Source organism: Micromonospora arborensis, from assembly GCF_003205615.1.
Lineage (GTDB): Bacteria > Actinomycetota > Actinomycetes > Mycobacteriales > Micromonosporaceae > Micromonospora > Micromonospora arborensis.
In genome coordinates this window covers 253,408-277,017 of sequence record NZ_PYBV01000003.1, presented here as the reverse complement: position 1 = coordinate 277,017, position 23,610 = coordinate 253,408, and the positions used below count along the sequence as shown (strand labels likewise).

The 23,610-nt window shown below is 72.0% G+C and carries 23 protein-coding genes; 11 read left to right on the top strand and 12 right to left on the bottom strand.

Features of this window, described 5'->3' with window-relative positions:
* Positions 1-20 precede the first annotated feature (20 nt).
* On the bottom strand, positions 21-521 hold the full coding sequence (locus C7C45_RS02925) for a metallophosphoesterase family protein (protein WP_110562051.1): 501 nt from the start codon (positions 519-521) through the stop codon (positions 21-23).
* Positions 522-594: 73 nt separating this feature from the next.
* Positions 595-2,427, bottom strand: coding sequence for a glycoside hydrolase family 15 protein (locus C7C45_RS02920; protein WP_110562050.1), 1,833 nt, complete (start codon positions 2,425-2,427; stop codon positions 595-597).
* A 121-nt stretch (positions 2,428-2,548) separates the two neighbouring features.
* On the opposite strand from C7C45_RS02920, the gene C7C45_RS02915 reads away from it, so the two are divergent.
* Entirely contained in the window at positions 2,549-3,136 is a 588-nt protein-coding gene (locus tag C7C45_RS02915; RefSeq protein WP_110562080.1) for a YflT domain-containing protein, read from the top strand.
* A 51-nt stretch (positions 3,137-3,187) separates the two neighbouring features.
* Here C7C45_RS02915 and C7C45_RS02910 read toward each other — a convergent pair whose 3' ends face one another.
* Both C7C45_RS02910 and C7C45_RS02905 read right to left on the bottom strand, forming a co-directional pair.
* Entirely contained in the window at positions 3,188-3,775 is a 588-nt protein-coding gene (locus tag C7C45_RS02910) for a DUF1684 domain-containing protein (protein WP_110562049.1), read from the bottom strand.
* Between the two features lie 33 nt (positions 3,776-3,808).
* Positions 3,809-4,378, bottom strand: a complete 570-nt coding sequence (locus C7C45_RS02905; protein ID WP_110562048.1) for a TetR/AcrR family transcriptional regulator — start codon at positions 4,376-4,378, stop codon at positions 3,809-3,811.
* A 59-nt stretch (positions 4,379-4,437) separates the two neighbouring features.
* On the opposite strand from C7C45_RS02905, the gene C7C45_RS02900 reads away from it, so the two are divergent.
* Positions 4,438-4,926, top strand: coding sequence for an FBP domain-containing protein (locus C7C45_RS02900; protein WP_110562047.1), 489 nt, complete (start codon positions 4,438-4,440; stop codon positions 4,924-4,926).
* Positions 4,927-5,145: 219 nt separating this feature from the next.
* Here C7C45_RS02900 and C7C45_RS02895 read toward each other — a convergent pair whose 3' ends face one another.
* Positions 5,146-5,679: a GNAT family N-acetyltransferase gene (locus tag C7C45_RS02895; RefSeq protein ID WP_110562079.1), complete on the bottom strand. Its 534-nt coding sequence runs from the start codon at positions 5,677-5,679 to the stop codon at positions 5,146-5,148.
* 156 nt (positions 5,680-5,835) lie between these two features.
* Between C7C45_RS02895 and C7C45_RS02890 the strand changes: the two genes are divergently transcribed.
* Together C7C45_RS02890 and C7C45_RS02885 are read left to right on the top strand one after the other, a co-directional pair.
* Positions 5,836-6,318, top strand: a complete 483-nt coding sequence (locus C7C45_RS02890; RefSeq protein WP_110562078.1) for a MarR family winged helix-turn-helix transcriptional regulator — start codon at positions 5,836-5,838, stop codon at positions 6,316-6,318.
* An 11-nt stretch (positions 6,319-6,329) separates the two neighbouring features.
* Complete coding sequence (locus tag C7C45_RS02885) at positions 6,330-7,316, top strand: pirin family protein (protein WP_110562046.1); 987 nt, start codon at positions 6,330-6,332, stop codon at positions 7,314-7,316.
* Between the two features lie 64 nt (positions 7,317-7,380).
* Here C7C45_RS02885 and C7C45_RS35450 read toward each other — a convergent pair whose 3' ends face one another.
* Positions 7,381-7,509 carry a hypothetical protein gene (locus C7C45_RS35450; protein ID WP_280101362.1) on the bottom strand — a complete coding sequence of 43 codons (129 nt, stop codon included), beginning with the start codon at positions 7,507-7,509 and terminating at the stop codon, positions 7,381-7,383.
* Positions 7,510-7,642: 133 nt separating this feature from the next.
* Here C7C45_RS35450 and C7C45_RS02880 point away from each other — a divergent pair, with 133 nt between their 5' ends.
* The gene (locus tag C7C45_RS02880; RefSeq protein WP_110562045.1) at positions 7,643-9,232 is read left to right on the top strand and encodes a phospholipase D family protein; all 1,590 of its coding nucleotides are present in this window, start codon (positions 7,643-7,645) and stop codon (positions 9,230-9,232) included.
* Here C7C45_RS02880 and C7C45_RS02875 read toward each other — a convergent pair.
* Positions 9,181-9,933, bottom strand: coding sequence for a hypothetical protein (locus C7C45_RS02875; protein WP_110562044.1), 753 nt, complete (start codon positions 9,931-9,933; stop codon positions 9,181-9,183). The two genes, C7C45_RS02880 and C7C45_RS02875, sit on opposite strands and share 52 nt — an antisense overlap.
* A 355-nt stretch (positions 9,934-10,288) precedes the next feature.
* Here C7C45_RS02875 and C7C45_RS02870 point away from each other — a divergent pair, with 355 nt between their 5' ends.
* On the top strand, positions 10,289-11,113 hold the full coding sequence (locus C7C45_RS02870; RefSeq protein ID WP_110562043.1) for a SigB/SigF/SigG family RNA polymerase sigma factor: 825 nt from the start codon (positions 10,289-10,291) through the stop codon (positions 11,111-11,113).
* A gap of 107 nt (positions 11,114-11,220) precedes the next feature.
* Here the strand turns inward: C7C45_RS02870 and C7C45_RS02865 are convergent, their stop codons facing one another.
* Genes C7C45_RS02865 through C7C45_RS02855 form a run of 3 tightly spaced genes read right to left on the bottom strand, consistent with a single transcriptional unit; the run spans position 11,221 to position 13,992 of the window.
* A complete protein-coding gene (locus tag C7C45_RS02865) occupies positions 11,221-11,811 on the bottom strand; it encodes a GNAT family N-acetyltransferase (protein WP_110562042.1) in 591 nt (196 codons plus the stop codon).
* Positions 11,808-13,319, bottom strand: coding sequence for an APC family permease (locus C7C45_RS02860; protein ID WP_110562041.1), 1,512 nt, complete (start codon positions 13,317-13,319; stop codon positions 11,808-11,810). Before C7C45_RS02860 ends, C7C45_RS02865 begins: the two co-directional genes overlap by 4 nt.
* Before the next feature lie 46 nt (positions 13,320-13,365).
* On the bottom strand, positions 13,366-13,992 hold the full coding sequence (locus C7C45_RS02855) for a GOLPH3/VPS74 family protein (RefSeq protein WP_110562040.1): 627 nt from the start codon (positions 13,990-13,992) through the stop codon (positions 13,366-13,368).
* A 183-nt stretch (positions 13,993-14,175) separates the two neighbouring features.
* Here C7C45_RS02855 and C7C45_RS02850 point away from each other — a divergent pair, with 183 nt between their 5' ends.
* Genes C7C45_RS02850 through hrpB form a run of 3 tightly spaced genes read left to right on the top strand, consistent with a single transcriptional unit; the run spans position 14,176 to position 17,868 of the window.
* A complete protein-coding gene (locus C7C45_RS02850; protein ID WP_280101365.1) occupies positions 14,176-15,000 on the top strand; it encodes a helix-turn-helix domain-containing protein in 825 nt (274 codons plus the stop codon).
* A 41-nt stretch (positions 15,001-15,041) separates the two neighbouring features.
* The gene (locus tag C7C45_RS02845; RefSeq protein ID WP_110562039.1) at positions 15,042-15,242 is read left to right on the top strand and encodes a DUF397 domain-containing protein; all 201 of its coding nucleotides are present in this window, start codon (positions 15,042-15,044) and stop codon (positions 15,240-15,242) included.
* A gap of 28 nt (positions 15,243-15,270) precedes the next feature.
* A complete protein-coding gene (gene hrpB / locus C7C45_RS02840; RefSeq protein ID WP_110562076.1) occupies positions 15,271-17,868 on the top strand; it encodes an ATP-dependent helicase HrpB in 2,598 nt (865 codons plus the stop codon).
* Between the two features lie 8 nt (positions 17,869-17,876).
* Here hrpB and C7C45_RS02835 read toward each other — a convergent pair whose 3' ends face one another.
* Entirely contained in the window at positions 17,877-18,602 is a 726-nt protein-coding gene (locus C7C45_RS02835; protein WP_110562038.1) for a PP2C family protein-serine/threonine phosphatase, read from the bottom strand.
* Between the two features lie 262 nt (positions 18,603-18,864).
* Here C7C45_RS02835 and C7C45_RS02830 point away from each other — a divergent pair, with 262 nt between their 5' ends.
* Positions 18,865-21,474, top strand: coding sequence for a glycoside hydrolase family 9 protein (locus C7C45_RS02830; RefSeq protein WP_110562037.1), 2,610 nt, complete (start codon positions 18,865-18,867; stop codon positions 21,472-21,474).
* Between the two features lie 65 nt (positions 21,475-21,539).
* On the opposite strand, the gene C7C45_RS02825 is transcribed toward C7C45_RS02830, so the two are convergent.
* Positions 21,540-22,196: an HAD family hydrolase gene (locus tag C7C45_RS02825; RefSeq protein ID WP_110562036.1), complete on the bottom strand. Its 657-nt coding sequence runs from the start codon at positions 22,194-22,196 to the stop codon at positions 21,540-21,542.
* 208 nt (positions 22,197-22,404) lie between these two features.
* Here C7C45_RS02825 and C7C45_RS02820 point away from each other — a divergent pair.
* Positions 22,405-23,610 (top strand): HNH endonuclease signature motif containing protein (locus C7C45_RS02820; protein WP_110562075.1); only part of this gene is annotated, 1,206 nt, incomplete at its 3' end.

The following is a 23,610-nucleotide window of genomic DNA, read 5'->3' as shown; positions in this document are numbered from 1 at the left end:
GGCGCGGGGCGCGGGGCGGGTTAGCGAGGGGGTATGCGGTGCAGCTCTACCTTGCTGAGGCGGCCGGCGCGAACTTCTGTCGTCAGGTAGGTCGCGTGGGGTTGCGAGCGACGGTCGGTGGGTGAGCCGGGGTTGAGCAGGCGCAGCCCGCCGGGCGCCTCGGTGTCCCAGGGGATGTGCGAGTGCCCGAAGACCAACAGGTCGACGTCGGGGAAACGCTCCGCACACCGCTTCTCACGACCGGTTCGTGCCCCGGTCTCGTGTACGACCGCGACCCGCAGGCCGCCGAGCTCCACCCGGGCCACCTCCGGCAGCCGGGCGCGCAGCGCCGGGCCGTCGTTGTTGCCGTACACCCCGATCAGTCGGCGCGAGCGCGCGGTCATCGCGTCGAGCAGCGCCTCGTCCACCCAGTCGCCGGCATGGATCACCACGTCCGCGTCCTCGATGGCCGCCCAGAGGGGCCCGGGCAGATCCCGGGCCCGCTTCGGTAGGTGGGTGTCCGCCGTGAGCACCAGCCGCATCCCGCCATTGTCCCCCCGTGCAGCCCCCCGCAACCCCGCACGCCACGGCCGGGAAACCAGCGCCAACGGTCCGCTATCCGGAACGCGTCGGGGTGAAGTGCGCCGGGGGCATGCCGCATTCGCGGAGCATCGGGTCCAACTCGACGTCGCTGAGCACACCGGCGGCATTGATCAGGCCGATGTGCGAAAACGCCTGGGGGAAGTTGCCCAACTGCTCGCCGGTCGACGTGTCGATCTGCTCGGCGAACAGCCCCAGGTCGTTGACCCGTCCCGCGAGTGCGCGGAACAGCTCATGCGCCCGCCTCCGCTCGCCGCCCAACGCGAGGCAACTCACCAGCCAGAACGAACAGATGACGAAGCCCGCCGGGTCGCCGTCCCAACGCCGCAGCAGGCCGTTGTGCGACAGCCGCTGCTCCACCGCGCGGACCGTCGCGCGCATCCGCGGGTCATCGGCGCGCAGGAACCCCACCAGCGGCATCACCAGCACCGAGGCGTCCAACTCGTCGGAATCGAAAATCCCGGTGTACGACTGGAGGCGGTCGCTCCACCCCCGCTGCAACACCGCCGCGCGCACCTCGTCGCGGGCCGCCGTCCAGCGGGCCAGGTCCTGCGGATCGCCGAGCCGGTCGCCGAAGCGAACCGCCCGGTCCAGGGCGACCCAGCACTCCACCTTCGAGGACACGTGATGGTGTTGGACGCCGCGCTCCTCCCACATCCCCGCGTCGGGTAGCTTCCAGTCCCGCTCGGCCTGGTCGGCGAGCACCCGGAGCAGGTGGTAGACGTCCGGGTCGAATGGCTCCAGCTTGTCGCGCATCAGCCAGGCGGCGTCCATGGTGGCGCCGTAGATGTCGCTCTGCCGCTGCTGCCAGGCGTCATTGCCGATCACCACCGGCGGGCTGTCGTGGTAACCGCCGAGCTGGTCCAGGCGATGCTCGGTGAGGTCTCGCTCCCCCAGCACCCCGTACATGATGGGCACCGGTCTGTCATCGACCCGGCCCATCGCCCGGCCCAACCAGGTGAACTGCCGCCGCACCTCGTCGAAGCACGCCGAGCGCCACAGCGCCCGCAGGGTGTGGCTGAAGTCGCGCACCCAGACGTAGCGGTAGTCGTAGTTACGGTCTCCCCCGAGCATCTCCGGCAGCGAGGTGGTCACCGAGGCCACCACCGCGCCGCTGGGTCGGTAGGTCATGCCCTGCACCACCAGCCCGCTGCGCCGCACCTGATCGGCGTAGAGCCCCTGGTACGCGTGTTCGCTGGCCCAGGACTGCCAGCCGGCGACGGTGTCGGCGATGGTCTGGTCAGCGTCCGGCACCTCGGGCAACGGGGCGTCGTAGGTCGGGGCGTACCCGAGGGCGAAGTTGTGGGTCGTGCCGGCGCGGACGGTGAACGTCGCAGCGGCCTCGCCGTCGCCGGTCGTCAACCGCACGTCGCTGCGGAACCTGAGCCGCGCGGCCCCGGCGATGGCCTCCAGCATGTCGTCCCGCTCGACCAGGTACGCGATGGTGCGCCCGTATTCGAAGCGCGGCCGGTAGTGCACCCGCATCGGCACCGCACCGGAGAGTCCCTGCACGTTGCGGACCAGCACCTGCGGTGAGCGCATCCCGATGTCGTGGCCACGCGAGCCGGGCTCGAAGGCGAGCGCGTCGGTCAGCGCGACGTCCCCCTGCGGGGTGTGGAAGACGGTCCGCAACACCAGGGTGTTGTCGAGGTAGCAGCGCTCGACGCTGAAGTCGCCCTCCGGTCGGATCGACCAGTGCCCGGCGTCGTCGTCGAGCAGCCGCCCGAACACTGACGGGGCGTCGAATCGGCCCGGGCACCACCAGTTCACCGAGCCCGAGGTGTCCACCAGCGCCGCGGTGCGGCCGTCGGCGAGGAACCCGTAGTCACTGATCTGTCCGCTCTCCACCGGACTGCCTACCCGAGCCGCCCGCACGCATTCCCCCAGGAAGGAACAGCACCCAGCGTGCTCGCCGGTGTTACCGGTCGGCGTGGGCGGGAACCCGGGAAGCTGACGAGGGGGGATGCTCATGACGTCAGCTTCGGGGCCGATCGCCGCGTGGCAGCCCGGCACACCAGGTGGCGACCAGCTTCCAACCGGGCCGGCCGGCCGCCTGTCGACGCCGTCCGGTGACGGCCACGGGCCGGAGTCCGGCCCGCCTACCGTGACGATCGGCTCGTACCCGGACTATCCGGCCGCGCAGCGGGTCGTCGACTATCTGGCCGACAACCGCTTCCCGGTGGAGCACAGCGCCATCGTCGGCACCAACCTCACCCTGGTGGAGACGGTGCTCGGGCGGATGACCACCGGGCGAGCCGGCCTGCTCGGCGCCGGTACCGGAGCCTGGTTCGGGCTCTTCATCGGCCTGCTGTTCGGCATCTTCACCGTCGGCAACTGGCTGGCGGTGATCCTGGTCGGGCTGGTCATCGGCGCGATCTGGGGCGCCGTGTTCGGTGCGGTCGCACACGCGATGACGGGCGGCCAGCGTGACTTCACCTCGGCCAGTTCACTGCGCGCCGGCCAGTACGCGGTGACCGTCGACGCGCAGCTCGCCGACCAGGCCCGACAGTTGCTGGCCCGGATCCGGACGCCCAGCCCGGCCGCGAACGCCGGCTGAGCGACGACCGACCGGCCGCCCGTCCCGGCAGCACTCGGGGCGGGCGGCCGCTCAGTCGTGGTACGCCATCTCGCCGGCCCGCAGCGGCACGTCGACCCGGTTCTCCGGCGGTGCCAGTGGGCAGGCCCAGCGGTCGTCGTACGCACAGCTGGGGTTGTAGAGGTAGTTGGCGTCCAGCCGGACCCGGTCGCCGGGCAGCAGCTCGACGCCCCGGCCGAAGGTGCCCTTCACGGTGTCGGTGAGGTACCGACCTCCCCCGTAGGTCTCCTGCCCGCAGGTGCCGTCGCGCAGCGGCACGAACAGCCCACCTCCGTACGCCTCGATCCACCAGAGGGTCAACGGCCCCCACGGCGTCTCGGCCACCGCGACCCGTCGGTACGCGACCACGCCGTCCGGGCCGCCCGTGTCGACGCGCAGCTCGCCGCTGGCCGCCCGCAGCGGCGCCTCGACCACGGCGTCCGGATTGGCGGGGAAGTAGCGGACCCCGGGGAAGTCGGCTCGGTCCGCCGCCGGGATCGGGCTCTGCGGGTGGGTGGCGAAGAGTTCGTCGCGCCCCGCGCGGAACCCGGTCAGGTCGACGTCGGACAGGTACAGCCGGGCCACTCTCTCCCGCCAGTCGGCCAGCTCCAGATCATCCACGCCACCGAGCCTATGTCGTGGTGGTGTCGCACCTCAGCGTGGCGGCCAGTTGGCCAGGACGGCGTCGAGGGCGTCCAGGGTGCGGGTCCACGAGTCGTCCGTGGCGCGCGGGGTGTGGCGGAAGCCGCCGGTCTTTTCCAGGCTGACGAAACCGTGGAACGTGCTGTGCATCATCCGTACCGCGTCGGTCTGGTCGGGCTCGGCGAGCCGGTAGCCGCGCAGGATCGCCCGGGTCATCTCGGCGTGCCGGACGCCCGCGCTCGCGGCGGCCGTCTCCGGGTCGAGGTCGATCTGCATGGCGGCGTACCGGCCCGGGTGTTGCCGCGCGTAGTCCCGGTACGCGTTGGCGAACGCCACCAGCGCGTCCTTGCCGGCCCGGCCGGCGAGCGCGGCGGCGACCCGGTCGGCCAGCTCCACCAGTGCCAGCAGAGCGATCCTGACCCGCAGGTCCCGTGCGTTCTTGAGGTGGAAGTACAGGCTCGCGTCCTTCACCCCGAAGTGGCGCGCGAGCGCGGCGACGGTCACGTTGTCGACGCCCACCTCGTCGGCCAGCTCGGCCGCGGCCAGCGTCAGGCGTTCGACGGTCAGCCCTGCACGTGCCACGCAGCACACCCCCACCTAGCCGTAATAATCGTTTGCCTAGGAGGGCTAGGCTACTACCTATGTTAGCCGCTACCGAATCCGCCATCCGGAAGTCCTTCGTCAACTGCACCCAGGGCGAGGCGAAGCGGATGGCCGTACCGAACGATCTCGAGCTGCGCCCCTGGGACGACCTCGACTTCCTCGGCTGGCGGGACCCGGCGGCGCCGCAGCGGGCCTACCTGGTCACCGAATCCGACGGCAAACTCGTCGGAGTGGTGCTGCGGGCCGCGGCGCACCAGACCGGGCGCGTACGGCGCAGCATGTGCTCGCTCTGCCTGACCACGCACCTCAGCGACGGCGTCTCGTTGATGACCGCCCGCAAGGCCGGCCCGGGTGGCCGACAGGGCGACTCGGTCGGCACGTACATGTGCTCCGACCTCGCATGCTCGCTCTACGTGCGGGGGAAGAGGCACGCCGGGCCCCCGATGCCCGAGCCGCTGCCCCAGCCGGAGCGGATCGACCGCGTCAACGCCGCCCTCGCGGCGTTCCTGCGCAAGGTCGCCGAGTGACGGTTCGAGGCGACCGGCGCGGCCGGAACCGCACCACTCTCAACCTGTAGAGCTGCCCCATATCTGGGGCACCCCGTACACAGCCCCATGTCGAGGCCGCCTCGTGCACAGCCCCATGTCGAGGCCGCCTCGTGCACAGCCCCATACCTGGGCCGCCCCGTGCACAGCCCCATATCTGGGGCAGCTCTACAGGCGCGCCGAAGCGTGCTCCCAACCCGACTAACGGTCGGTGGCGAGGCGGGCGTGCAGGTGCTCGTCGTAGCGGCGGCCGTCGCCGTACCGGTACGACTCGCGCAGCGTCCCCTCGGCGGGGAAACCGGCCCGGTCGGCGACCCGGCAGGAGGCTGGGTTGGCCACCGCGTGACACAACTCCACCCGGTGCAGCCGCAGGTCGGTGAACGCCCAGTCGGTGAGCCGGACGACGGCGCGTACCGCCACCTGACGCCCGCGCGCCGCGGGCACCGTCCAGTAGCCGATGGAGGCGTCGCCGTCGTGGATGCGGTGCAGCGACACCGAGCCCAGCAGCTTGCCGTCGGCCGCAGACGTCACCGCCATCGAGGCGTGGCCGCCGGTGGACCAGTCGGCCCGGCGGCGGACCCAGAGCAGCGCGACGTCGTCGTCGATCGGGTCGCCACCCTGCGGGTTCCACTGGGCGATCTCCGGGTCGCGCAGGGCATCGCGCACCGCCGGGGCGTCCTCGTCCCGCCAGGGGCGCAGCAGCAGGTCGGCGGTGGTGAGCTCCACGTGTTCCACGAGGCCGGAGTCTGGCACACCGCGCCGCTGGCCGCCTCTGCTTTATCGGCATCTTCCTTCAAAGCTGCACGACTTGGCCCCTCGTTGAGGAGAAAGTGATCCAGGCAACGCACAACGCCATTAGTTAAATTTTGAAAGAGTGCTACCGTCATGGACATGACCGAGAGCCTGGACAGCATCCGAGGGGCCGCCTGGCGTGCCTACATCGAGGCCAGCCAGCGTCTCTACACCCAGCTCGAAGAGGACCTGCGCGCCGACAGCGATCTCAGCTTCGCCGACTACCACGTGCTGGTCCTGCTCTCCGAGGCGCCGGGGCAGCGGCTGCGGATGGGTGAGCTGGCCAACCGGCTCATCTTCTCGCCCAGCCGCCTGACGTACCAGGTCTCCTCCATGCAGCGCCGGGGCCTGGTCAGCAAGGAGCCGTGTCCGGACGACCGCCGCGGCAGCGAGGCGGTGCTCACCGCCGCCGGGCTGCTCGCCCTGTCCGAAGCCGCACCCCACCACTTGGCATCGGTGCGTACCCATCTGATGGACGACCTCGACGACGCCGAGGTCGCCTGCCTCACCCGGGTCTTCGACCGACTCGGTCACCGCCTGCGGGCGGCCCAGGTCACGTCGTCCACCCACGCCACACGTTAAGGAGCCCCCCGATGCCAGCGATCACCGTCGACAACGTCGTTGTCCTGCCGCGCCTGCCCCGACTCGGCGAGAGCACCAAGTTCCGCAAGGTCCGCACGGTGACCACCGCGCCCACCGGCTTCGAAGGTGAGGGCTTCCCGGTCCGTCGAGCCTTCGCCGGGGTGTCGACCACCGACCTGGACCCGTTCATCCACCTCGACCAGATGGGCGAGGTCGACTACGCGCCGGGCGAGCCCAAGGGCACCCCGTGGCACCCGCACCGCGGCTTCGAGACCGTCACGTACATCATCGACGGCGTCTTCGACCACCAGGACTCGAACGGCGGTGGCGGCACCATCACCGACGGCGACACGCAGTGGATGACAGCAGGTAGCGGCCTGCTGCACATCGAGGCGCCGCCGGAGCACCTGGTGGTGAGCGGTGGGCTCTTCCACGGCACCCAGCTCTGGGTCAACCTGCCCCGCTCGGCCAAGATGAACCCGCCCCGCTACCAGGACATCCGAGGTCGGGAGTCGGCGCTTCTCACCACGCCCGACGGCGGCGCGCTCATCCGGGTCATCGCCGGTGAGATCGCCGGGCACCGCGGCCCTGGTTCGACCTTCACCCCGATCACCATCACGCACGTCACCGTGCAGCCGGGCGCACAGGTCGACCTGCCCTGGCAGCCCGACTTCAACGCCCTGGTGTACGTGCTCGGCGGTCGTGGCACGGTCGGCACCGACCGACGGCCGGTGCGCACCGGCCAGCTCGCGGTGCACGGTCCGGGCGACGCGCTGCGGTTCAGCGCCGACACCGCGCAGGACGGCAACACCCCGGCGCTGGACCTCTACATCATGGGCGGCAAGCCAATCCGGGAGCCCGTGGCGCAGTACGGCCCGTTCGTGATGAACACCCGCGACGAGCTGGTCCAGGCGTTCGAGGACTTTCAGGCCGGGCGGCTCGGCGTGATCCCCACCGAGCGGCTGCCGCACACCGGCGGTCAGGGCGCCCGGCCCTGACCCCGCGCGACCACTGAGATCGGCGTCGGCGCCTCCGGGTCAATCCGGGGGCGCCGACGCCGCCTCAGGAGACCGCGAAGATCCCGGCGACCCCAAGAATCACCATCACCAACACCGCTACCAGCGCACCCCGTTCGCTCTCCACCGCCGGCTCGCGGTACTCGGTCCCGGGATTCGTCGTGTCGCGGGGCATAGTGTGGCCTCCTGGGCTGTTGTCGCGTCGCTTCCGATGGCGTTGGCCAGATCACCGCTCTGCCGGGCTGGCGTGCGGACCCGCGTCGGGGGTCCTACCGTGAGGACGTTGCCGACCTCCAGGGGGCTGGACGTTGCCGTCGCAGGACTGGTTCCTCACCGCGCAGGAACGCGCCAACCCGGTGTCTGAGTTACCCGTATGGACCACGGGAAACCTCGCCGAGCCGTTGATTCACGGTGCCGCGTACTTCGACCGACTGGTCGACGAGGTGGAGGCGCTGGGCCCCGGCGACCACCTGTTCTTCACCGACTGGCGGGGCGACCCGAACCAGCGGCTGCGCCCGGACGGCCCGACCGTGGCCCAGCTCTTCGCCCAGGCCGCCCAACGCGGCGTGCTGGTCAAGGGACTGATCTGGCGCTCGCACCTCGACGTGCTCGCCTACTCCGAGGCGGAGAACCGCGACCTCAGCGAGACGATCTCCGCAGCCGGCGGCGAGGTGCTGCTCGACCAGCGGGTCCGGCGCGGCGGCTCCCACCACCAGAAGCTGGTGGTGCTGCGGCACCCGGGCGCACCGGAACGGGACATTGCGTTCGCCGGCGGGATCGACCTGTGCCACAGCCGACGCGACGACGCCGCGCACCACGGCGACCCGCAGCCGGTGCAGATGTCCCCCCGGTACGGATCCAACCCGCCCTGGCACGACGTGCAGGTCGCGGTGCGCGGCCCGGTCGTCGGCGCGTTGGACACCCTGTTCCGGGAACGCTGGACCGACCCGATGCCACTGGACTCGGAGAACCCGATGGCCTATCTGCGGGATCGGTTACGCGGCGCGGACCTGCGCCCCGACCCGCTGCCCGAGCAACCGGCCGATCCGCCGCCCTGTGGCCCGCACCAGATCCAGGTGCTGCGCACCTACCCCGCCGTCCGCCCGCGCTACTCGTTCGCACCCGACGGCGAGCGGACCGTGGCCCGGGGTTACACCAAGGCGGTACGCCGCGCCCGCCGACTCATCTATCTGGAAGACCAGTACCTCTGGTCGGCCGAGGTGGCGGACCTGTTCGCGCGCGCGTTACGGGACAACCCGGAGCTCCACCTGATCGCCGTGGTGCCCCGGCACCCGGACGTGGACGGCAGGCTGGCGCTGCCGCCGAACATGGTCGGGCGCGAGCAGGCGCTGTCGTTGTGCGAGCGGGCCGCCCCGGACCGGGTGCACGTGTTCGACGTGGAGAACCACGCCGGTGGCCCGGTCTACGTGCACGCGAAGGTGTGCGTGGTCGACGACGTCTGGGCCAGCGTGGGCAGCGACAACTTCAACCGCCGGTCCTGGACGCACGACAGCGAGTTGTCCTGCGCGGTGCTCGACGACACCCGCGACCAGCGGGAGCCCACCGACCCCGCGGGTCAGGGCGACGGTGCGCGGGTCTTCGCGCGGGACCTGCGACTGCGGCTCTGGCGCGAGCACCTGGACCGTGACCCGGACGGCGCGGACGACGCCGACCTGCTCGACCCGGCGGACGCCGTCGCGGCCGTCACGGCCGCCGCCGACGCGCTGCAACAGTGGTACGACGACGGCCAGGTGGGCGAGCGGCCACCCGGGCGACTGCGCCCGCACCGCCCCGAGCGGCTGCCGTGGTACACGCGAGCCTGGGCGTTGCCGTTGTACCGGCTGGTCTACGACCCGGACGGCAGGCCGCTGCGAGCGAGGCTGGCCGGCACCTGGTGAGTCGGCCGGGCCAGCTCCGCCGCGCCGACGACCGGGTGCACGCTCAGCCCACCCGGGTAGGCGAACGAGGAGCGCGGCGAGTAGTAGCCGAAGCCGATGCTCAGTGGGTTGGCCGGGCGCAGCGCGTACATCGGATGCCCGGGCTGGAGGAACTCCACCGACTCGATCTCGAACGGGGCGACCGGCTCGGCGACGAACGGGTAGACCGAGCTGAGGAGTTGGCCGTCGCGGCGCGTGAAGTAGCGGTGGTGCCCGCTGCTGATCACGTGGCCGGTCTCCCCCACGCGGCACCGTGCCCGGAGCAACGGTGTCCCGTCGACCTCCGTCTCGGAGAGCAGGTTCTCGCCGTCGAGGTCGAACCGGGTCCGGCCGCTGAGCACCGGGGCGCCGCGAGCGGCGGCGTACTCCCGGACCCGCCGGCTGGAGGCCACGTAGCTGGTCCACCAGCCGCCCGGGTTGAGCCCGCCGGGCGCGTCGACGCCCAGGAGCGAGATGCCGAGGTACGTGAGTGAGTACGCGCCGAAGCCGGAGGTCTGCGTCTCGTCCTCGACGATGTACTGGTTGATGAACACCTGCCGGTCGGGGCGGGGGCACAGCCCGGGCGGAACGAGTGCGCTGACCGCGTCCGGATCGGCCGGGAGCCAGCTGAAGTAGAGCGTGCGACTGTTCACGACGAGCTGGGGAGCGGCTGGATCGAGCACGGTGCCTCCGAACCGGATGTGTACCCGCGACGCTACGGCGGGTCCCGCCAGCGGGACAACGACGGATAGGCGACAGTCCTGCCCACCTGTCGGATTTCATGTTGACCGGTCGGCCCGAGCCGAGGGGCTGACCGGCGGCGGGGGCCGGCCCGAAAAACGGGTAAGGGTCATCACAACCCTCCCGACTCTTGTCCCGTTTGCGTCTTTTGTTGCTCAACACACCTTAAGTACATCAGCCTTTCGGCTAGATTTCGGGGAGACGATCAGGTTAAGGTGAGTCCCGAACGGCCCATTGAAAGCTAAACCAAAGAGCCACACCTTTTTGTCCGCGGACGAGGTGCAGGGAGGACCACCCATGACCGCGCCAACGATCACCGAGCAGCGGAGCACCGCTGCCAAGGCCACCACCAAGCTCGACCCCCGCGCTCTCACCGACAGCGCCGCGGACCTGCTGAACGCGATGGCCGCGCTGCCCGCGAACCACCCGTCCCGGGCCGCGCTGCGGGACCGGGCGATCGAAGCGTGGCTGCCGCTGGCCAACCACCTGGCCCACCGCTACAGCGGGCGCGGCGAGCCGACCGACGACCTGGCCCAGACCGCCGCGGTCGGCCTGATCAAGGCCATCGACAAGTTCGACCCGTCGCGCGGCGTCGACTTCGCCGGGTACGCGATCCCCACCATCATCGGCGAGCTCAAGCGGCACTTCCGGGACCGCACCTGGGACATCCGGGTGCCCCGCCGGCTCCAGGAGCTGCGGCTGGCCATCTCCGACGCCAACAGCTCACTGCTGCAGTCCCTCGGCCGCTCCCCGACGGTCGCCGACATCGCCGCCCACCTCAAGCTCACCGAGGAAGAGGTGCTGGAGGGCCTGGAGGGTGCCCGCGCGTACAACGCGGTGTCGCTGTCCACCCCGACCGGTGACGGCGAGCGCGCCACCGAGCTGGGCGACATGCTCGGCGGCGAGGACAACGAGTTCGAGTTGGCGGAGCTGCGCGTCGCCCTCGGCCCGGCACTGGCCACCCTCGACGAGCGCGAGCAGAAGATCCTCACGCTGCGCTTCTACGGCAACCTGACCCAGTCGCAGATCGCCGACCAGATCGGGGTCTCGCAGATGCACGTCTCGCGGCTGCTGACCCGGGCGCTGACCAAGCTGCGCGGCCAGCTCGACGGCACGTACTGAGTAGTTGGTTCACGCGAGAGGGCCGGGTCCGTCGGACCCGGCCCTCTCGCGCGCCCGCGTTGTCACGCGCACGTGACATCACGGACACCCCGAACGTCAGCGGAGGGTCACCGGCCGAGAGGCTCCCGCCACATCGGCCAGAACGGCGTTCCGTCCGGCACCCGGAACGGCTCGCCGGCCAGGTAACCGTGCCTGGCATACAGGTCCCGGCTGCGTGGGCTGCTCGCCTCGAGGTACGCCGGCATCCCGTTGGCATCCAGCCAGGCGTGGTGCTGCCGCAGCAGAGCGCTGCCCAGCCCCTGCCCCTGCCGGCCCGGCTGGGTAGCCAGGAACGCCAGGTGGTGGTGATCCGGATGCGGGTGGTTCGCCGCGAATAGCTCGTCGAGGTGTTGGAACCGGTCGGTCCACTCGCCACAGGCGGCGGCCAGTCGGGCGTCGTAGTCGGCCGGCGGTGGAGGCGGCTCACCGACCGACGTGAACCAGACCGCGACCGAGGCCCGGTCCGCCGTGGCGTACACCATGCCGTGCCGCATCGCGTGCCCGACCAGAATCTCGAAGTCCCCCGCCAGCACGGCCTCCCGCTTGCTCGCGTCGGGCACCAGCCAGTACGTCACCTCAAGGACGGTGAACGCTTCGGCGATCCGGTTGGCCACCAGGGTGGTCTCCTCCGGCCCGAGTCGCTCAATGGTCACGCTCATCGGGTCACCTCCACGGCGGCCGGCGCCTCCGGCATGACGGCAGCGGCGGCGCTCGCCGCGCCGAGGCCGATCCGGGCGTACGTGTCGGGGCGGCTGCCGCGCAGCACCAGCGCCCAGCCGATGCCCAGCGCCGCCGCCACCGGGTACACGGCGGGCAGCGCCCAGCGCAGGGTGGAGTCCGGCGCGACGCCGAGCAGGTTGGCGAAGTTCGCGACGGCCAACCAGATGATCACGAAGAGCGCGATGGTGGCGACACCCGGTGCGACGACCCGCCGCCAGAGGTTCTCGCCGCCGCCGGAGCGGGCGAAGTAGACGATCACCGCCACCGAGGTGGTGGCGATCAGCAGCAGTACGCCGAACCCACCGGTGGTGCCGCCCCAGAAGAACAGCTTGACCACCGGGTCCCAGTCGTTGACCGCGTACAGCAGGATGACCACCAGACCGAGGACGCTCTGCGCGACCGAGGCGGCGCGGGGCGCCCCGGTACGGACCGAGGTCTGCCCGAACACCGCCGGCAGCACCCGCTCCCGACCGAGCGCGAACGTGTAGCGGGCCGTGGTGTTGTGGAACGAGATCATCGCGGCCAGCACGGAGGTCAGGAACAGCGCCTGCCCGATGGTGACGGCGGTGTCGCCGAGTTGGGAGGCGGCCAGGTTGAAGATCAGCTCGACGCCCTGCTCGCCGGCCTGTGCGGCGATCTGGTCCGGCCCGACGGCGACCGTCATGGTCCAGGACGACAGCGCGTACAACCCGGCGATGATCGCCACCGAGAGGTAGGTGGCCAGCGGAACCGTCCGCTTCGGGTCCTTGCTCTCCTCGCTGAAGACCACGGCGGACTCGAAGCCGACGAAGCCGAGGATGGCCAGTACCAGCACCGCGCCGACCCCGGGTACGAAGAGGTTGTCTGGCGAGAACGTGGCGAAGCTGACCTGACCGTCGGCCGGGTTGCCGAGCTGCCCCAGGTCGAAGATGAGGATCACCACGATCTCGGCGATCAGCAGCGCGGCCAGGACCAGGCCGTTGAGGTCCACCCGGAGCAGGCCGAGCAGGCCGACCAACGCCCACGCCACCAGGGCCACGACGGCCCAGTGCGGGTGCCCGCCGAAGATCCGGTCGAGCACCGGATTGGCCGCGGCGCCGATGGTGCCGTACAGCCCGACCTGCAGCGCGTTGTACGCGATCAGTGCGACCCAGGCGGCGCCGACGCCGGCCGGCCGGCCCAGTCCGCGGGAGATGTAGGCGTAGAAGGCTCCGGCGTTCTCCACCCTGCGCGACATCGCCACGTAACCCACCGAGAACAGGGCGAGCACCGCGGCGACCAGCAGGAAGGCCAGCGGAACACCGGTCACCCCGATGACGCCGTAGCCGGTGGTGACGACGCCGGCCACCACGGTCAGCGGCGCGGCGGCGGAGAGCACGAAGAAGATCACCGAGGGGATGCCGAGACGACCTCGGGCCAGGGCTTCGGAGACGTTGCTGGGTCGGTCGACTGTCGATGTCGGGGGCATGCGACTACTCCGGTCGTCGAGGGAGGGGGTAGGGGGTACCGGGGGATCAGGGGACGCCGCGCAGCACGGCGGCGCCGACGGCAGCCTCGGTGTGCCCGACGAGTTCCTTCAGGGGCGCCGGCAGCGCGGGGATGAGGACGTTCAGCCGGTGGTGCGCGCGGGGGCCAGCGCTCCACAGCACCTCACGGGTCAGCCCCGCGGCCACGACCAGGCCGAGCAGGAGGGCGTCCGGCACGCTCGGTGGGTCCGGCCGGTCCAGCAGGGCCCGCAGCCGGGTGGCCGGCCAGGCCACCGCGTTGAGGTCGATCGGCAGGTAACTGACCGAGGTGCGTAGCAGTCGGCGGCTCTCCTGGCGGCGCAGCACGCCGGCGCGGGCCAGGCGCTCCCCGACCGAGGTCGTCGCGCTCTGCGCCAGGAAGCTGAGCCAGGTACGCAGTTCCCGGTGCTGGGATTCGCCGATGAGCTGGTCGAGCACGGTGTGCGCCAGCGCGTCGGCCGGCGGCCGCCGGTCGATGACCGTGACCTGCCCGGACGAGACGGTGATGTGTCCGTAGAGGAGCAGCTCGCCGAGCAGTCCACTCGCCAGCCCGAGCCCGGTCGCCGCCGGGTGCAGCTTGGCCTTGCCACGACTGTCGTTGTGCGCGATCAGAAAGAACTCGTCGGCGATGAGCAACGGTCCTCCCGCACAGGTGTGTCCACAGTGATCGCGACCGGGAAAGGATGCACCGAGAGCTACTGCAACGCAACTCCCAGATTTGAAAGTTGCACTCCGTACAGGCGCGACCTGCGGATCTTGGCGTGGCAGACTCGGACGGTGACCGCCACCCCCGCCATCCGACCCGCCGCCAGCCCTACCGTGCGCCGTCGACGCATCGCCAGGGAGCTCCGCCAGCTTCGGGAACGCGAGGGCATGACGCTCGACGTGGCGGCCCGCCAACTCGACATGTCGAAGAGCAACCTCTCCCGGATCGAGAACGCGCAGATCGGCATCAAGCCGCGCGACGTCCGGGCGGCGCTCGCGCTGTACCAGGTGACCGGTTCGGACGCCGAGGCGCTGATCGAGATCGCCCGAGGGGCACAGCAACGCGGCTGGTGGCAGAACTACAGCGACGTGCTGCCCGAGTGGTTCGAGTTCTACGTCGGGTTGGAGGCCGAGGCGGCGACGCTGCGCTCGTACGAGGCCGAGTCGGTACCCGGGCTGTTCCAGACCGAGGCGTACGCGCGGGAGATCTTCCGGCGCACCGCGGGCGAGGACGGCCTGGAGCGCAAGGTCGCCGCCCGGCTGCGCCGCCAGGAGGTACTGAGCCACGAGGACCCGGTCCAGTTGTCGATGGTTCTCAACGAGGCGGTGCTGCTGCGCCCGGTTGGCGGCGCCGCGGTGATGGCCGAACAACTGGCCCACATGAGTCGCATCGCGCAGTTACCCAACGTGAGAATCCAGGTACTTCCATTCGCGGTCGGCGGGCATCCCGCGATGAGCACGCCGTACGTGATCCTCAACTTCGCCGAGGCCGCCGACGCCTCCGTGGTTTACCTGGATAACCTCACGATGGGACTGGCGCTGGAGGAAGCCGATCATGTGCTCGGGTATAGCCTTCTGCACGAGGAGCTGTGCCGGATGGCGCTCGATCCAGCGGCGTCGTTGACCCGCATCGAGCAGGCTTCTCGTAACTTTGCGTGACCGCTCTGCGGCACGCCGACGCAGACGAGAGGTAAACGGGGATGACGGCGTACGACCCGACCCGAGCGGACTGGCGCACCAGCACGCGCAGCAGTGGCAACGGCAACTGCGTGGAGGTCGCGACAGCCGACGGTCAGGTCGCTGTCCGGGACAGCAAGGACCGCTCCGGCCCGGTCCTCGCCTTCGGCCCGGTGGCCTGGCGGGCTTTCGTGCTCGGCGTCGGCGAGGTCCGTCGCCACTGAGGCACCCGCGCCGGTGCGAGACTGGGCCGTGCTCTCCGACGTAACCCTGGACCTGCCGGTACGCCCGGTGCTGCCGGCGTTGGTCGCGGCCCTCGACGCGGCCGGGGCCGGCGTCCTGGTCGCCCCGCCGGGCACCGGCAAGACCACTCTCGCGCCGCTGGCCGTGGCCGACCGGGTGACCGGTCGGGTGGTGATCGCCCAACCCCGCCGGGTGGCGGCCCGGGCCGCCGCACGGCGGATGGCCGAGCTGCTCGGCGAGCGGGTCGGCGAGCGCGTCGGCTACGCGGTCCGGGGTGAGCGGCGGGTCGGCCCGGCGACGCGGGTGGAGGTGGTCACCACCGGCCTGCTGGTCCGGCGGTTGCACCACGACCCGGAGCTGCCCGGCACCGGCGCCGTGCTGCTCGACGAGGTCCACGAACGTCAACTCGACGCCGACCTCGCATTGGCCTTCACCGTGGAGGCCCGGGCCACCCTCCGGCCGGACCTGTGGCTGCTGGCGATGTCGGCGACCCCGGACACCGAACGGTTCGCCGCGCTGCTCGGCGGGTCCGTCCCGGCCCCGGTGGTGCGGGCCGACTCGGCGCTGCACCCGGTGCAGCGGATCTGGGCACCGCCGGCCCGCCCGATCGCCCCGCCCGGAGCCGGGCCGGTGGACCGGGCCCTGCTCGACCACGTGGCCGCCACCGTCCGCCGGGCGCTGCGCGAGCACGACGGCGACGTGCTGGTCTTCCTGCCCGGGGCCGGCGAGATCGCGGCGGTCACCGGCCGGCTGACCGACCTGCGGGACACCGTGGCGCTGCTGCCGCTGCACGGCCGTCAACGCGGATCCGAGCAGGACGCCGCCCTGCGTCCCGCTGATCGACGCCGGGTGGTGCTGGCCACCGCGCTGGCCGAGACCAGCCTGACCGTCCCGGGCGTACGGGTCGTGGTGGACGCCGGGCTGTCCCGGGTACCCCGCATCGACCTGGCCCGCGGACTGGGTGCGCTCGTCACCGTGCCGGTTTCCCGTGCCGCCGCCACCCAGCGGGCTGGCCGGGCCGGCCGGGAGGCCCCCGGGTACGTCTATCGCTGCTGGTCGGCGGCGACCCACGAGCGGCTGCCCGCCCGGGCCGAGCCCGAGGTCGCCACCGCCGACCTGACCGGCTTCGCGCTGGAGTTGGCTGCCTGGGGCCGACCGGACGGCGTCGGGCTCGCGCTGCCCGACGTGCCACCCGCCGCCGCGATGACGGTGGCCCGGGACACCCTGCGAACCCTGGGCGCGGTCGACGGCGACGGGCGGATCACCGCGCGGGGCCGGGCGATCGCCGCGGCCGGCGCGCACCCACGGCTGGCCCGGGCGCTGCTCGACGGCGCCGGCCGGGTCGGTGCCGACCGGGCCGCCGAGGTGGTCGCCCTGCTCGCCGAGGAGAGCGCGGCCGGCCCCGGCGACGACCTGGTGGCCGGCTGGCGTCGGTTGCGCACCGGCGTCGACGCGGGCGCGACCGCCCGCTGGCGCACCGAGGTACGCCGGCTGCGCGCCGCGCTGCCCGCCGGCTCCTCACCCGACGGCCGCCCCGGAGGCAGCCGCACCGAAGCCAGCCGCGCCGACCGCGCCGGCCGAGGGGGCGGCCCGGAGACCGGGGGCCGAGTCGGCTCGGGTGGGCTGAGCGACGATCTCGCCGCCGGGCTGCTCGTCGGTCTGGCGTACCCCGAGCGGTTGGCGCGGGTGCGGCGGCCGGGCGGATCGGCGTACCTGATGACCGGCGGGACCGCCGCGGAGCTGGCGGCCGGGTCGGGGCTGGCCGGGTCCGACTGGCTGGCGGTGGCCGTCGCGGACCGCACCCCCGGCGCGCCGTCGGCCCGGATCCGCCGGGCCTCGCCGGTGGACGAGGCGACGGCCCGGGAGGCGGCCGGCCCGCTGCTGCGCACGAGCCGCGAGGTCGGCTGGTCCGACGGTGACGTGGTGGCGCGGGAGGTGACCCGGCTGGGCGCGATCGAGCTGCTCCAGCGGCGGCTGGACCGGCCGGACCGGGCGGAGGTGGCGGCGGCGTTGTTGACCGGTCTGCGCCAGGAGGGGCTGGGGCTGCTGACCTGGACGCCGGCGGCGCGGGCACTGCGCGAACGGCTCGCGTTCCTCCGACACCACCTGGGCGCTCCGTGGCCGGAGGTCAGCGACGAGGCGTTACTCGAGGCCGCGCCGACCTGGCTGGGCCCGGAGTTGGCCGCCGGCCGGCGCCGGGCCGACCTGGCCCGGGTGGACGTCACGTCGGCGCTGCGCCGGCTACTGCCCTGGGCGCAGGCCGCCCGCCTGGACGAGCTGGCCCCGGAGCGGATCGAGGTGCCGAGCGGTTCTCGGGTCCGGCTGGACTACACCGACCCGGCCGCGCCGGTGCTCGCCGTGAAGCTCCAGGAGACGTTCGGCTGGTCGGTGGCCCCCCGCGTCGGCGACGGGCGCGCGCCGGTGCTGCTGCACCTGCTCTCCCCCGCCGGCCGGCCGGTGGCGGTCACCGCTGACCTGGAGTCGTTCTGGCGTACCGGATACCCGCAGGTCCGCGCCGAGTTGCGCGGGCGCTACCCCCGGCACCCGTGGCCGGAGGATCCGGGAACGGCGACGCCCACCCGGCACGCCGCGCCACGCCGACGCTGAGCGCCGGCCTACTCCTCCAGAACGTCGGCCACCACCACCGTGACATTGTCCGGTGCGCCGGCGTGCAGTGCCAGGTCGATCAGCTTGGCCGTACAGGCAGCCCGGTCCGGGTAGTCGCTCAGCACCTCGGTGAGGGTGTCCGGGCGGACGACGTTGGAGAGGCCGTCGCTGCACAGCAGCCACCGGTCGCCGGCCCGGGGCACCATAGTCGAGTACGACGGCGTGACCTCGTCGCCCTGCAGGGCCTGGGTGACGACTGCTCGGCGCGGGTGGCTGCTGGCCTGGTCGGGGGTTATCACGCCCTGGTCCACCAGCATCTGGACGAACGTGTCGTCCCGGGTGACCTGCTTGAGCACGCCCTCACGGAACAGGTAGGCGCGGGAGTCGCCGACGTGCGCGAGGGCCAGACAGCTACCGGTACGGGCGAAGAGCAGGGCGGTCAGTGTGGTGCCCATGCCCTGGCGCTCAGGATCCTCCGCGACCGCCTGGCGGATCCGGGAGGTGGCCAACGCGATGCCACCTTCGAGCGCGGCCACCAGGGCGTCCTCGGGGGTTTCCACGTCCAGCGGGGCGACCGCGTCGATGGTGAGGGCGCTGGCCAGGTCGCCGGCGGCCATCCCGCCCATGCCGTCGGCGACGGCGACGAGCCAGTTGCCGGCGTGCAGGGCGTCCTGGTTTCCGCTGCGGATCAGCCCACGGTCGCTCGTTCCCACGGAACGCAGCTTCAGGGTCATGGGAGGCAGCCTGCCAGGCGAAGGGCGCAGTTGTCTCTAGGAGATCAGGACGACGGCGCGTGGCGCGGCCAATCTCACGTCCGCCGCGTCGGCGCGTCGGCGCCCACTCGGCGACTGGCCGCCCTCGTCGGACACCCACACCCATCCAACCAGATCAATTGACATGACGGACCGACGCTGGAAACATCGAGCCGATACCTGGGAGCGCTCCCAGGTATCGACCACCCCCGCCGTCCCACTTCCCGTCCCGGAAGGACTCCCCGTGACGCCATCCCGACGCCGCCTCCTGCTGGCCGCGGCGACCACCCTGGCCCTCACCGGCGCGGGCGCCGGCGCGGCCCACGCCGAACCACCACCGGACGCCCCCGAGCAGATCGACAACGGCGACTTCAGCGCCGGAGTGAGCCCCTGGTTCTCCTTCGGCACCGGCCCGCTCGCGGTCACCGACGGCCGGCTCTGCACCACCGTCGCCGGCGGGTTGGCCAACCCGTGGGACGCCGGCATCGGCCAGGACGGCGTGCCGCTGGTCGCCGGCGCCGAATACACCCTCGGCTTCGCCGTCTCCGCCACCCCCGGCGCCGCCGTCAAGGCCGTGCTGCAACTCGGCAGTGCCCCCTACACCACGTACGCGGCCGTGGACGCCACCGCGACCGGCACCGCCCAGCGGGTCGAACAGACCTTCACCGTCCCGGACGACAACCCCAACGCCCAACTGATCTTCCAGGTCGGCGGCTCCGCCCAGACGCAGACCATCTGCCTGGACGACGTCTCGCTGCGCGGCGGTGAACCACCCGAGCCGTACGAGCCGGACACCGGGCCACGGGTGCGCGTCAACCAGGTCGGTTACCTGCCCGGCGGCCCGAAGAACGCCACAGTCGTCACCGACGCCACCGAGGCGCTGCCCTGGCAGCTGCGCTCGGCCGCCGGCACCGTCGTGGCCAGTGGCACCACCACCGCTCGCGGCGTCGACGCCGCCTCCGGGCAGAACGTGCACACCGTCGACTTCTCCAGCTACCGCACCGCCGGAAGCGGGCTGACGCTCACCGTCGACGGCGAGACCAGCCACCCGTTCGACATCTCCGGCGCTGTCTACGACCAGCTGCGCTCCGACTCGTTGCAGTTCTTCTACGCCCAGCGCAGCGGCATCGCCATCGACGGCGACCTCATCGGCGACGAGTACGCACGCCCCGCCGGGCACCTCGACGTGGCACCCAACCAGGGCGACACCAACGTGCCCTGCCAGCCGGGCGTCTGCGACTACTCCCTGGACGTGCGCGGCGGCTGGTACGACGCCGGTGACCACGGCAAATACGTGGTCAACGGCGGCATCGCCACCTACCAACTGTTGAACACCTTCGAGCGGACCAGGACGGCGGCCACCGCCAACGGCGGCGCGGAACTCGCCGACGGCACGCTGCGGGTGCCCGAGCGCGACAACGGGGTGCCGGACATCCTCGACGAGGCCCGCTGGGAGCTGGAGTTCCTGCTGCGCATGCAGGTGCCGGCCGGCAAGCCACTGGCCGGCATGGTCCACCACAAGATCCACGATCAGAACTGGACCGGCCTGCCGCTCGCCCCGCAGGACGACCCGCAGCCGCGCGAGCTGCACCCACCGTCGACCGCGGCCACCCTCAACCTGGCCGCCACCGCCGCCCAGTGCGCGCGGCTCTACGCCCCCTACGACGCGGCCTTCGCGGGCCGCTGCGCCGCTGCCGCGAAGACGGCCTACGCGGCGGCCAAGGCCCACCCCGCGGTGTACGCCAGCCCGACCGACGGCACCGGCGGCGGCGCGTACGACGACAGCTTCGTCGCCGACGAGTTCTACTGGGCGGCGGCCGAGCTGTACCTGACCACCGGCGCGCAGAACTATCTGACCGACCTGACCGCCTCACCGCACCACACCGGGAACGTGTTCGACCCGCGGGGCTTCGGCTGGCAGAGCGTGGCCGCGCTGGGCCGCCTCGACCTGGCCACCGTGCCGAACGGGCTGCCCGCCGCCGACCTGACCCGGGTTCGCGCCTCGGTCACCGCCGCCGCCGACGCGTACCTCGCCGAGCTGCGCCGGCAGGCGTACGGGCTGCCCATGCCCGGGGACGCCAACAGCTACTTCTGGGGCGGCAACAGCAACGTCATCAACAACGCCGTCGTGCTGGCCACCGCCTTCGACCTGACCCGCAACCCCGCCTACCGCGACGGTGCCGTGCAGGCGATGGACTACGTGCTCGGTCGCAACGCGCTGAACATCTCCTACGTCACCGGGTGGGGCGAGCACGCGGCGCAGAACCAACACAGTCGGATCTTCGGCCACCAGCTCGACCCGAACCTTCCCCGACCGCCCGCCGGCTCCCTCGCCGGTGGCCCGAACGCGGCCCTGCAGGACCCGTTCGTGGCACAGCTGCTCGCCGGCTGCGCCCCGATGTTCTGCTACGTCGACGACATCAACTCGTACTCGACCAACGAGGTGGCGATCAACTGGAACTCGGCGCTGGCCTGGATCGCCTCGTTCCTGGCCGACCAGGGTGACGCCGGCGCGGTGCCGGCCACCACCTGCTCGGTGCGCTACACCAACTACGGCGCCTGGCAGGGCGGCACCGGGTTCACCGCCCAGTTGACCGTCAACAACACCGGCACCACGACCGTCAACGGCTGGAGTGTGCGGTTCGCGTTCACCGGCGACCAGCGGGTACGCGAGGCGTGGCTGGCGAAGGTCACCCAGTCCGGTGCGACGGTGACCGCGCGCAACGAGTCGTACAACGCCAAGATCGCACCCGGCGGCACGGTGACGTTCGGCTTCAACGCGACGACCTCCGGTGGTGCCAACCCGAGCCCCGGCCTGGTCACCGTCAACGGAGCGGCCTGCTCGCTGACCTGACCCCGGTCCTGGTGGCCGCCCGGGGAAGGCGGCCACCAGGACCGCACGAGCACGCGGTCGGCGGGTCAGCCGCCGGCCGCGTTGTGCTTCGCGACCAGGCCGGGGAGTTCGTCCAGCGAGTCGATCCGGAACAGGCAGCGCTCGGACACCTCCGGGAGGTCGAGGATGTGCCCCCAGGGAGAGCGCCGGATCAGACAGGTCGGCATCCCGGCCTCCTGGGCCGGGCGGGCGTCGTTGTCAGGCCGATCGCCCACGTACAGGATCGACGACGCATCGCCGCCGCCGTGGCGAACGACCCGCTCGAAGAAGGCCGGTGCCGGCTTCGCCACGCCCCAGCCGTGCGACGTGCCGATCACGTCCACGGAGAGGTCGAGAGCGCGCAGGGTCGACTCGGCGTGGGCCGGCTGATTACCGGCGAGGCCCACCAGCAGGCCCTGCTCCCGCAGGGCGGTCAGGCAGCCCCGCGCGTCCGGATAGAGATCCTCCGCGCCGAACGACTCCGGCTGGCCGGCGGCCGCTCGGCGCTCCACCTCGACCGCGAGATCGAAGTCGGGCCGAAAAGCCCGGAACGTCTCCTGATAGTCCAGACCGCGGGCGATCACCGCGCCGAAGACCGCCGAGAACGTGTGCCGGGGAACGCCGAGCCAGTCGGCCCAGGCGGCGAACTCGTGGGACTCGTCGAGAATCGTCCCACCGACATCGAAGAAGACCGCCTTGATCATGTCCGCCCCCAGACAGTCGCGCCGTCGGTGGATCATAGACGGCGATCTACCCGAGCGGGCGGCCCGATGTGCCGCCGGACGATTGGTGGCTGCCGGCGCTGCGTCTCCTGGCGGGTGCTGGCCTGGCGACCACCCGGATTCGTGTGCCGGCCACTGCGGATGGGATCAGGACGCCGAAAGTGTCGTACATCTGTTCTATTCTCTGGTGGTGATCGATGCGTTGGAGCAGGCCGAAGCCGCAGTGGTGGCCTGCTTCGACGCGTCCGCCTGGGCCGCTTCCGAGCCTGATCTCGTCGCGGCGTTGGATGCCACGCACCGCCTTGAGCAACGCCTGGCGGCGGTCAAGCTGACCCTCGTCCGGGAGTTGGACGGTCGAGGCACCGCCACCGCGCAGGGCGCGTCCTGCACAGCCGTCTGGCTGCGCGACCGGCTACGCCTCGGCGTCGGCGCGGCCCGCCGCCTCGTCGCGCTCGCCGCGACATTCGACACCAGCCCGGCCGGGGTGCGCGACGCCCTGGCCGGCGGATTGGTCGACATCGAACAGGTCCGAGTCATCGCCGAGACGGTCGAGACCGTCCACACCGCCGCCGGGCCGGCGGCCGCCGACAAGGCCGTCGGCGTGCTCGTCGAGTGGGCGGCACAGTTCGACGCCACACTGTTGCGCAAGCTTGGCACCCGGATCCTCGACCACGTCGCCCCGGAGGTCGCGGACGCCGCCGCCGAAGCGGCCCTGCGGGCCGACGAGTCGCGCGCCGCCCGCGACCGGCACCTCACCATCAGCGAACAACCCGACGGCCGACTACGCCTCAGCGGCATCCTCGACACCGAGGCCGCCGCGCTGCTGCGCGCCACCATCGACCCACTTACCGCACCCACCGGGCCCGACGACACCCGCACCCCCGGGCAACGCCGACACGACGCCCTGGCCGATGTCTGCCGACTCGCCCTGCGCGGTGGCGAACTGCCCGACCACGGCGGTGACCCCACCCAACTCGTCGTGACCGCGACCTATGACGGGTTGACGCGACAGTTGAGCGCCGGCGCTCTCGACACCGGCCTGCACCTCACGGCCGAGGCCGTGCGTCGGCTCGCCTGTGATGCCGCCGTTCTGCCCGCCATCCTCGGGAGCGCCGGCCAACCGCTCGACGTCGGCCGACAACGCCGGCTCATCACCGGCCCGCTCCGCCGCGCCCTGGTGCTGCGCGACCGCGGCTGCGCGTTCCCCGGCTGCGACCGCCCACCCCGCTGGTGCGACGCCCACCACATCCAGCACTGGACAGACGGCGGCCCGACGTGTCTGGCTAACGCGGTCCTGCTCTGCGGCCACCACCACCGCCACGTTCACCACAGCGACTGGACCGTCCACCTCGCCAACGACGGCCACCCCGAGTTCGTCCCACCCGCCTGGCTCGAC

Coding starts and splice junctions, on each gene's coding strand:
- C7C45_RS02925 (WP_110562051.1), bottom strand. CDS start 521: ATGCGGCTGGTGCTCACGGCGGACACCCACCTACCGAAGCGGGCCCGG.
- C7C45_RS02915 (WP_110562080.1), top strand. CDS start 2,549: ATGACGTCAGCTTCGGGGCCGATCGCCGCGTGGCAGCCCGGCACACCA.
- C7C45_RS02900 (WP_110562047.1), top strand. CDS start 4,438: ATGTTAGCCGCTACCGAATCCGCCATCCGGAAGTCCTTCGTCAACTGC.
- C7C45_RS02890 (WP_110562078.1), top strand. CDS start 5,836: ATGACCGAGAGCCTGGACAGCATCCGAGGGGCCGCCTGGCGTGCCTAC.
- C7C45_RS02885 (WP_110562046.1), top strand. CDS start 6,330: ATGCCAGCGATCACCGTCGACAACGTCGTTGTCCTGCCGCGCCTGCCC.
- C7C45_RS35450 (WP_280101362.1), bottom strand. CDS start 7,509: ATGCCCCGCGACACGACGAATCCCGGGACCGAGTACCGCGAGCCGGCG.
- C7C45_RS02870 (WP_110562043.1), top strand. CDS start 10,289: ATGACCGCGCCAACGATCACCGAGCAGCGGAGCACCGCTGCCAAGGCC.
- C7C45_RS02865 (WP_110562042.1), bottom strand. CDS start 11,811: ATGAGCGTGACCATTGAGCGACTCGGGCCGGAGGAGACCACCCTGGTG.
- C7C45_RS02860 (WP_110562041.1), bottom strand. CDS start 13,319: ATGCCCCCGACATCGACAGTCGACCGACCCAGCAACGTCTCCGAAGCC.
- C7C45_RS02845 (WP_110562039.1), top strand. CDS start 15,042: ATGACGGCGTACGACCCGACCCGAGCGGACTGGCGCACCAGCACGCGC.
- C7C45_RS02835 (WP_110562038.1), bottom strand. CDS start 18,602: ATGACCCTGAAGCTGCGTTCCGTGGGAACGAGCGACCGTGGGCTGATC.
- C7C45_RS02825 (WP_110562036.1), bottom strand. CDS start 22,196: ATGATCAAGGCGGTCTTCTTCGATGTCGGTGGGACGATTCTCGACGAG.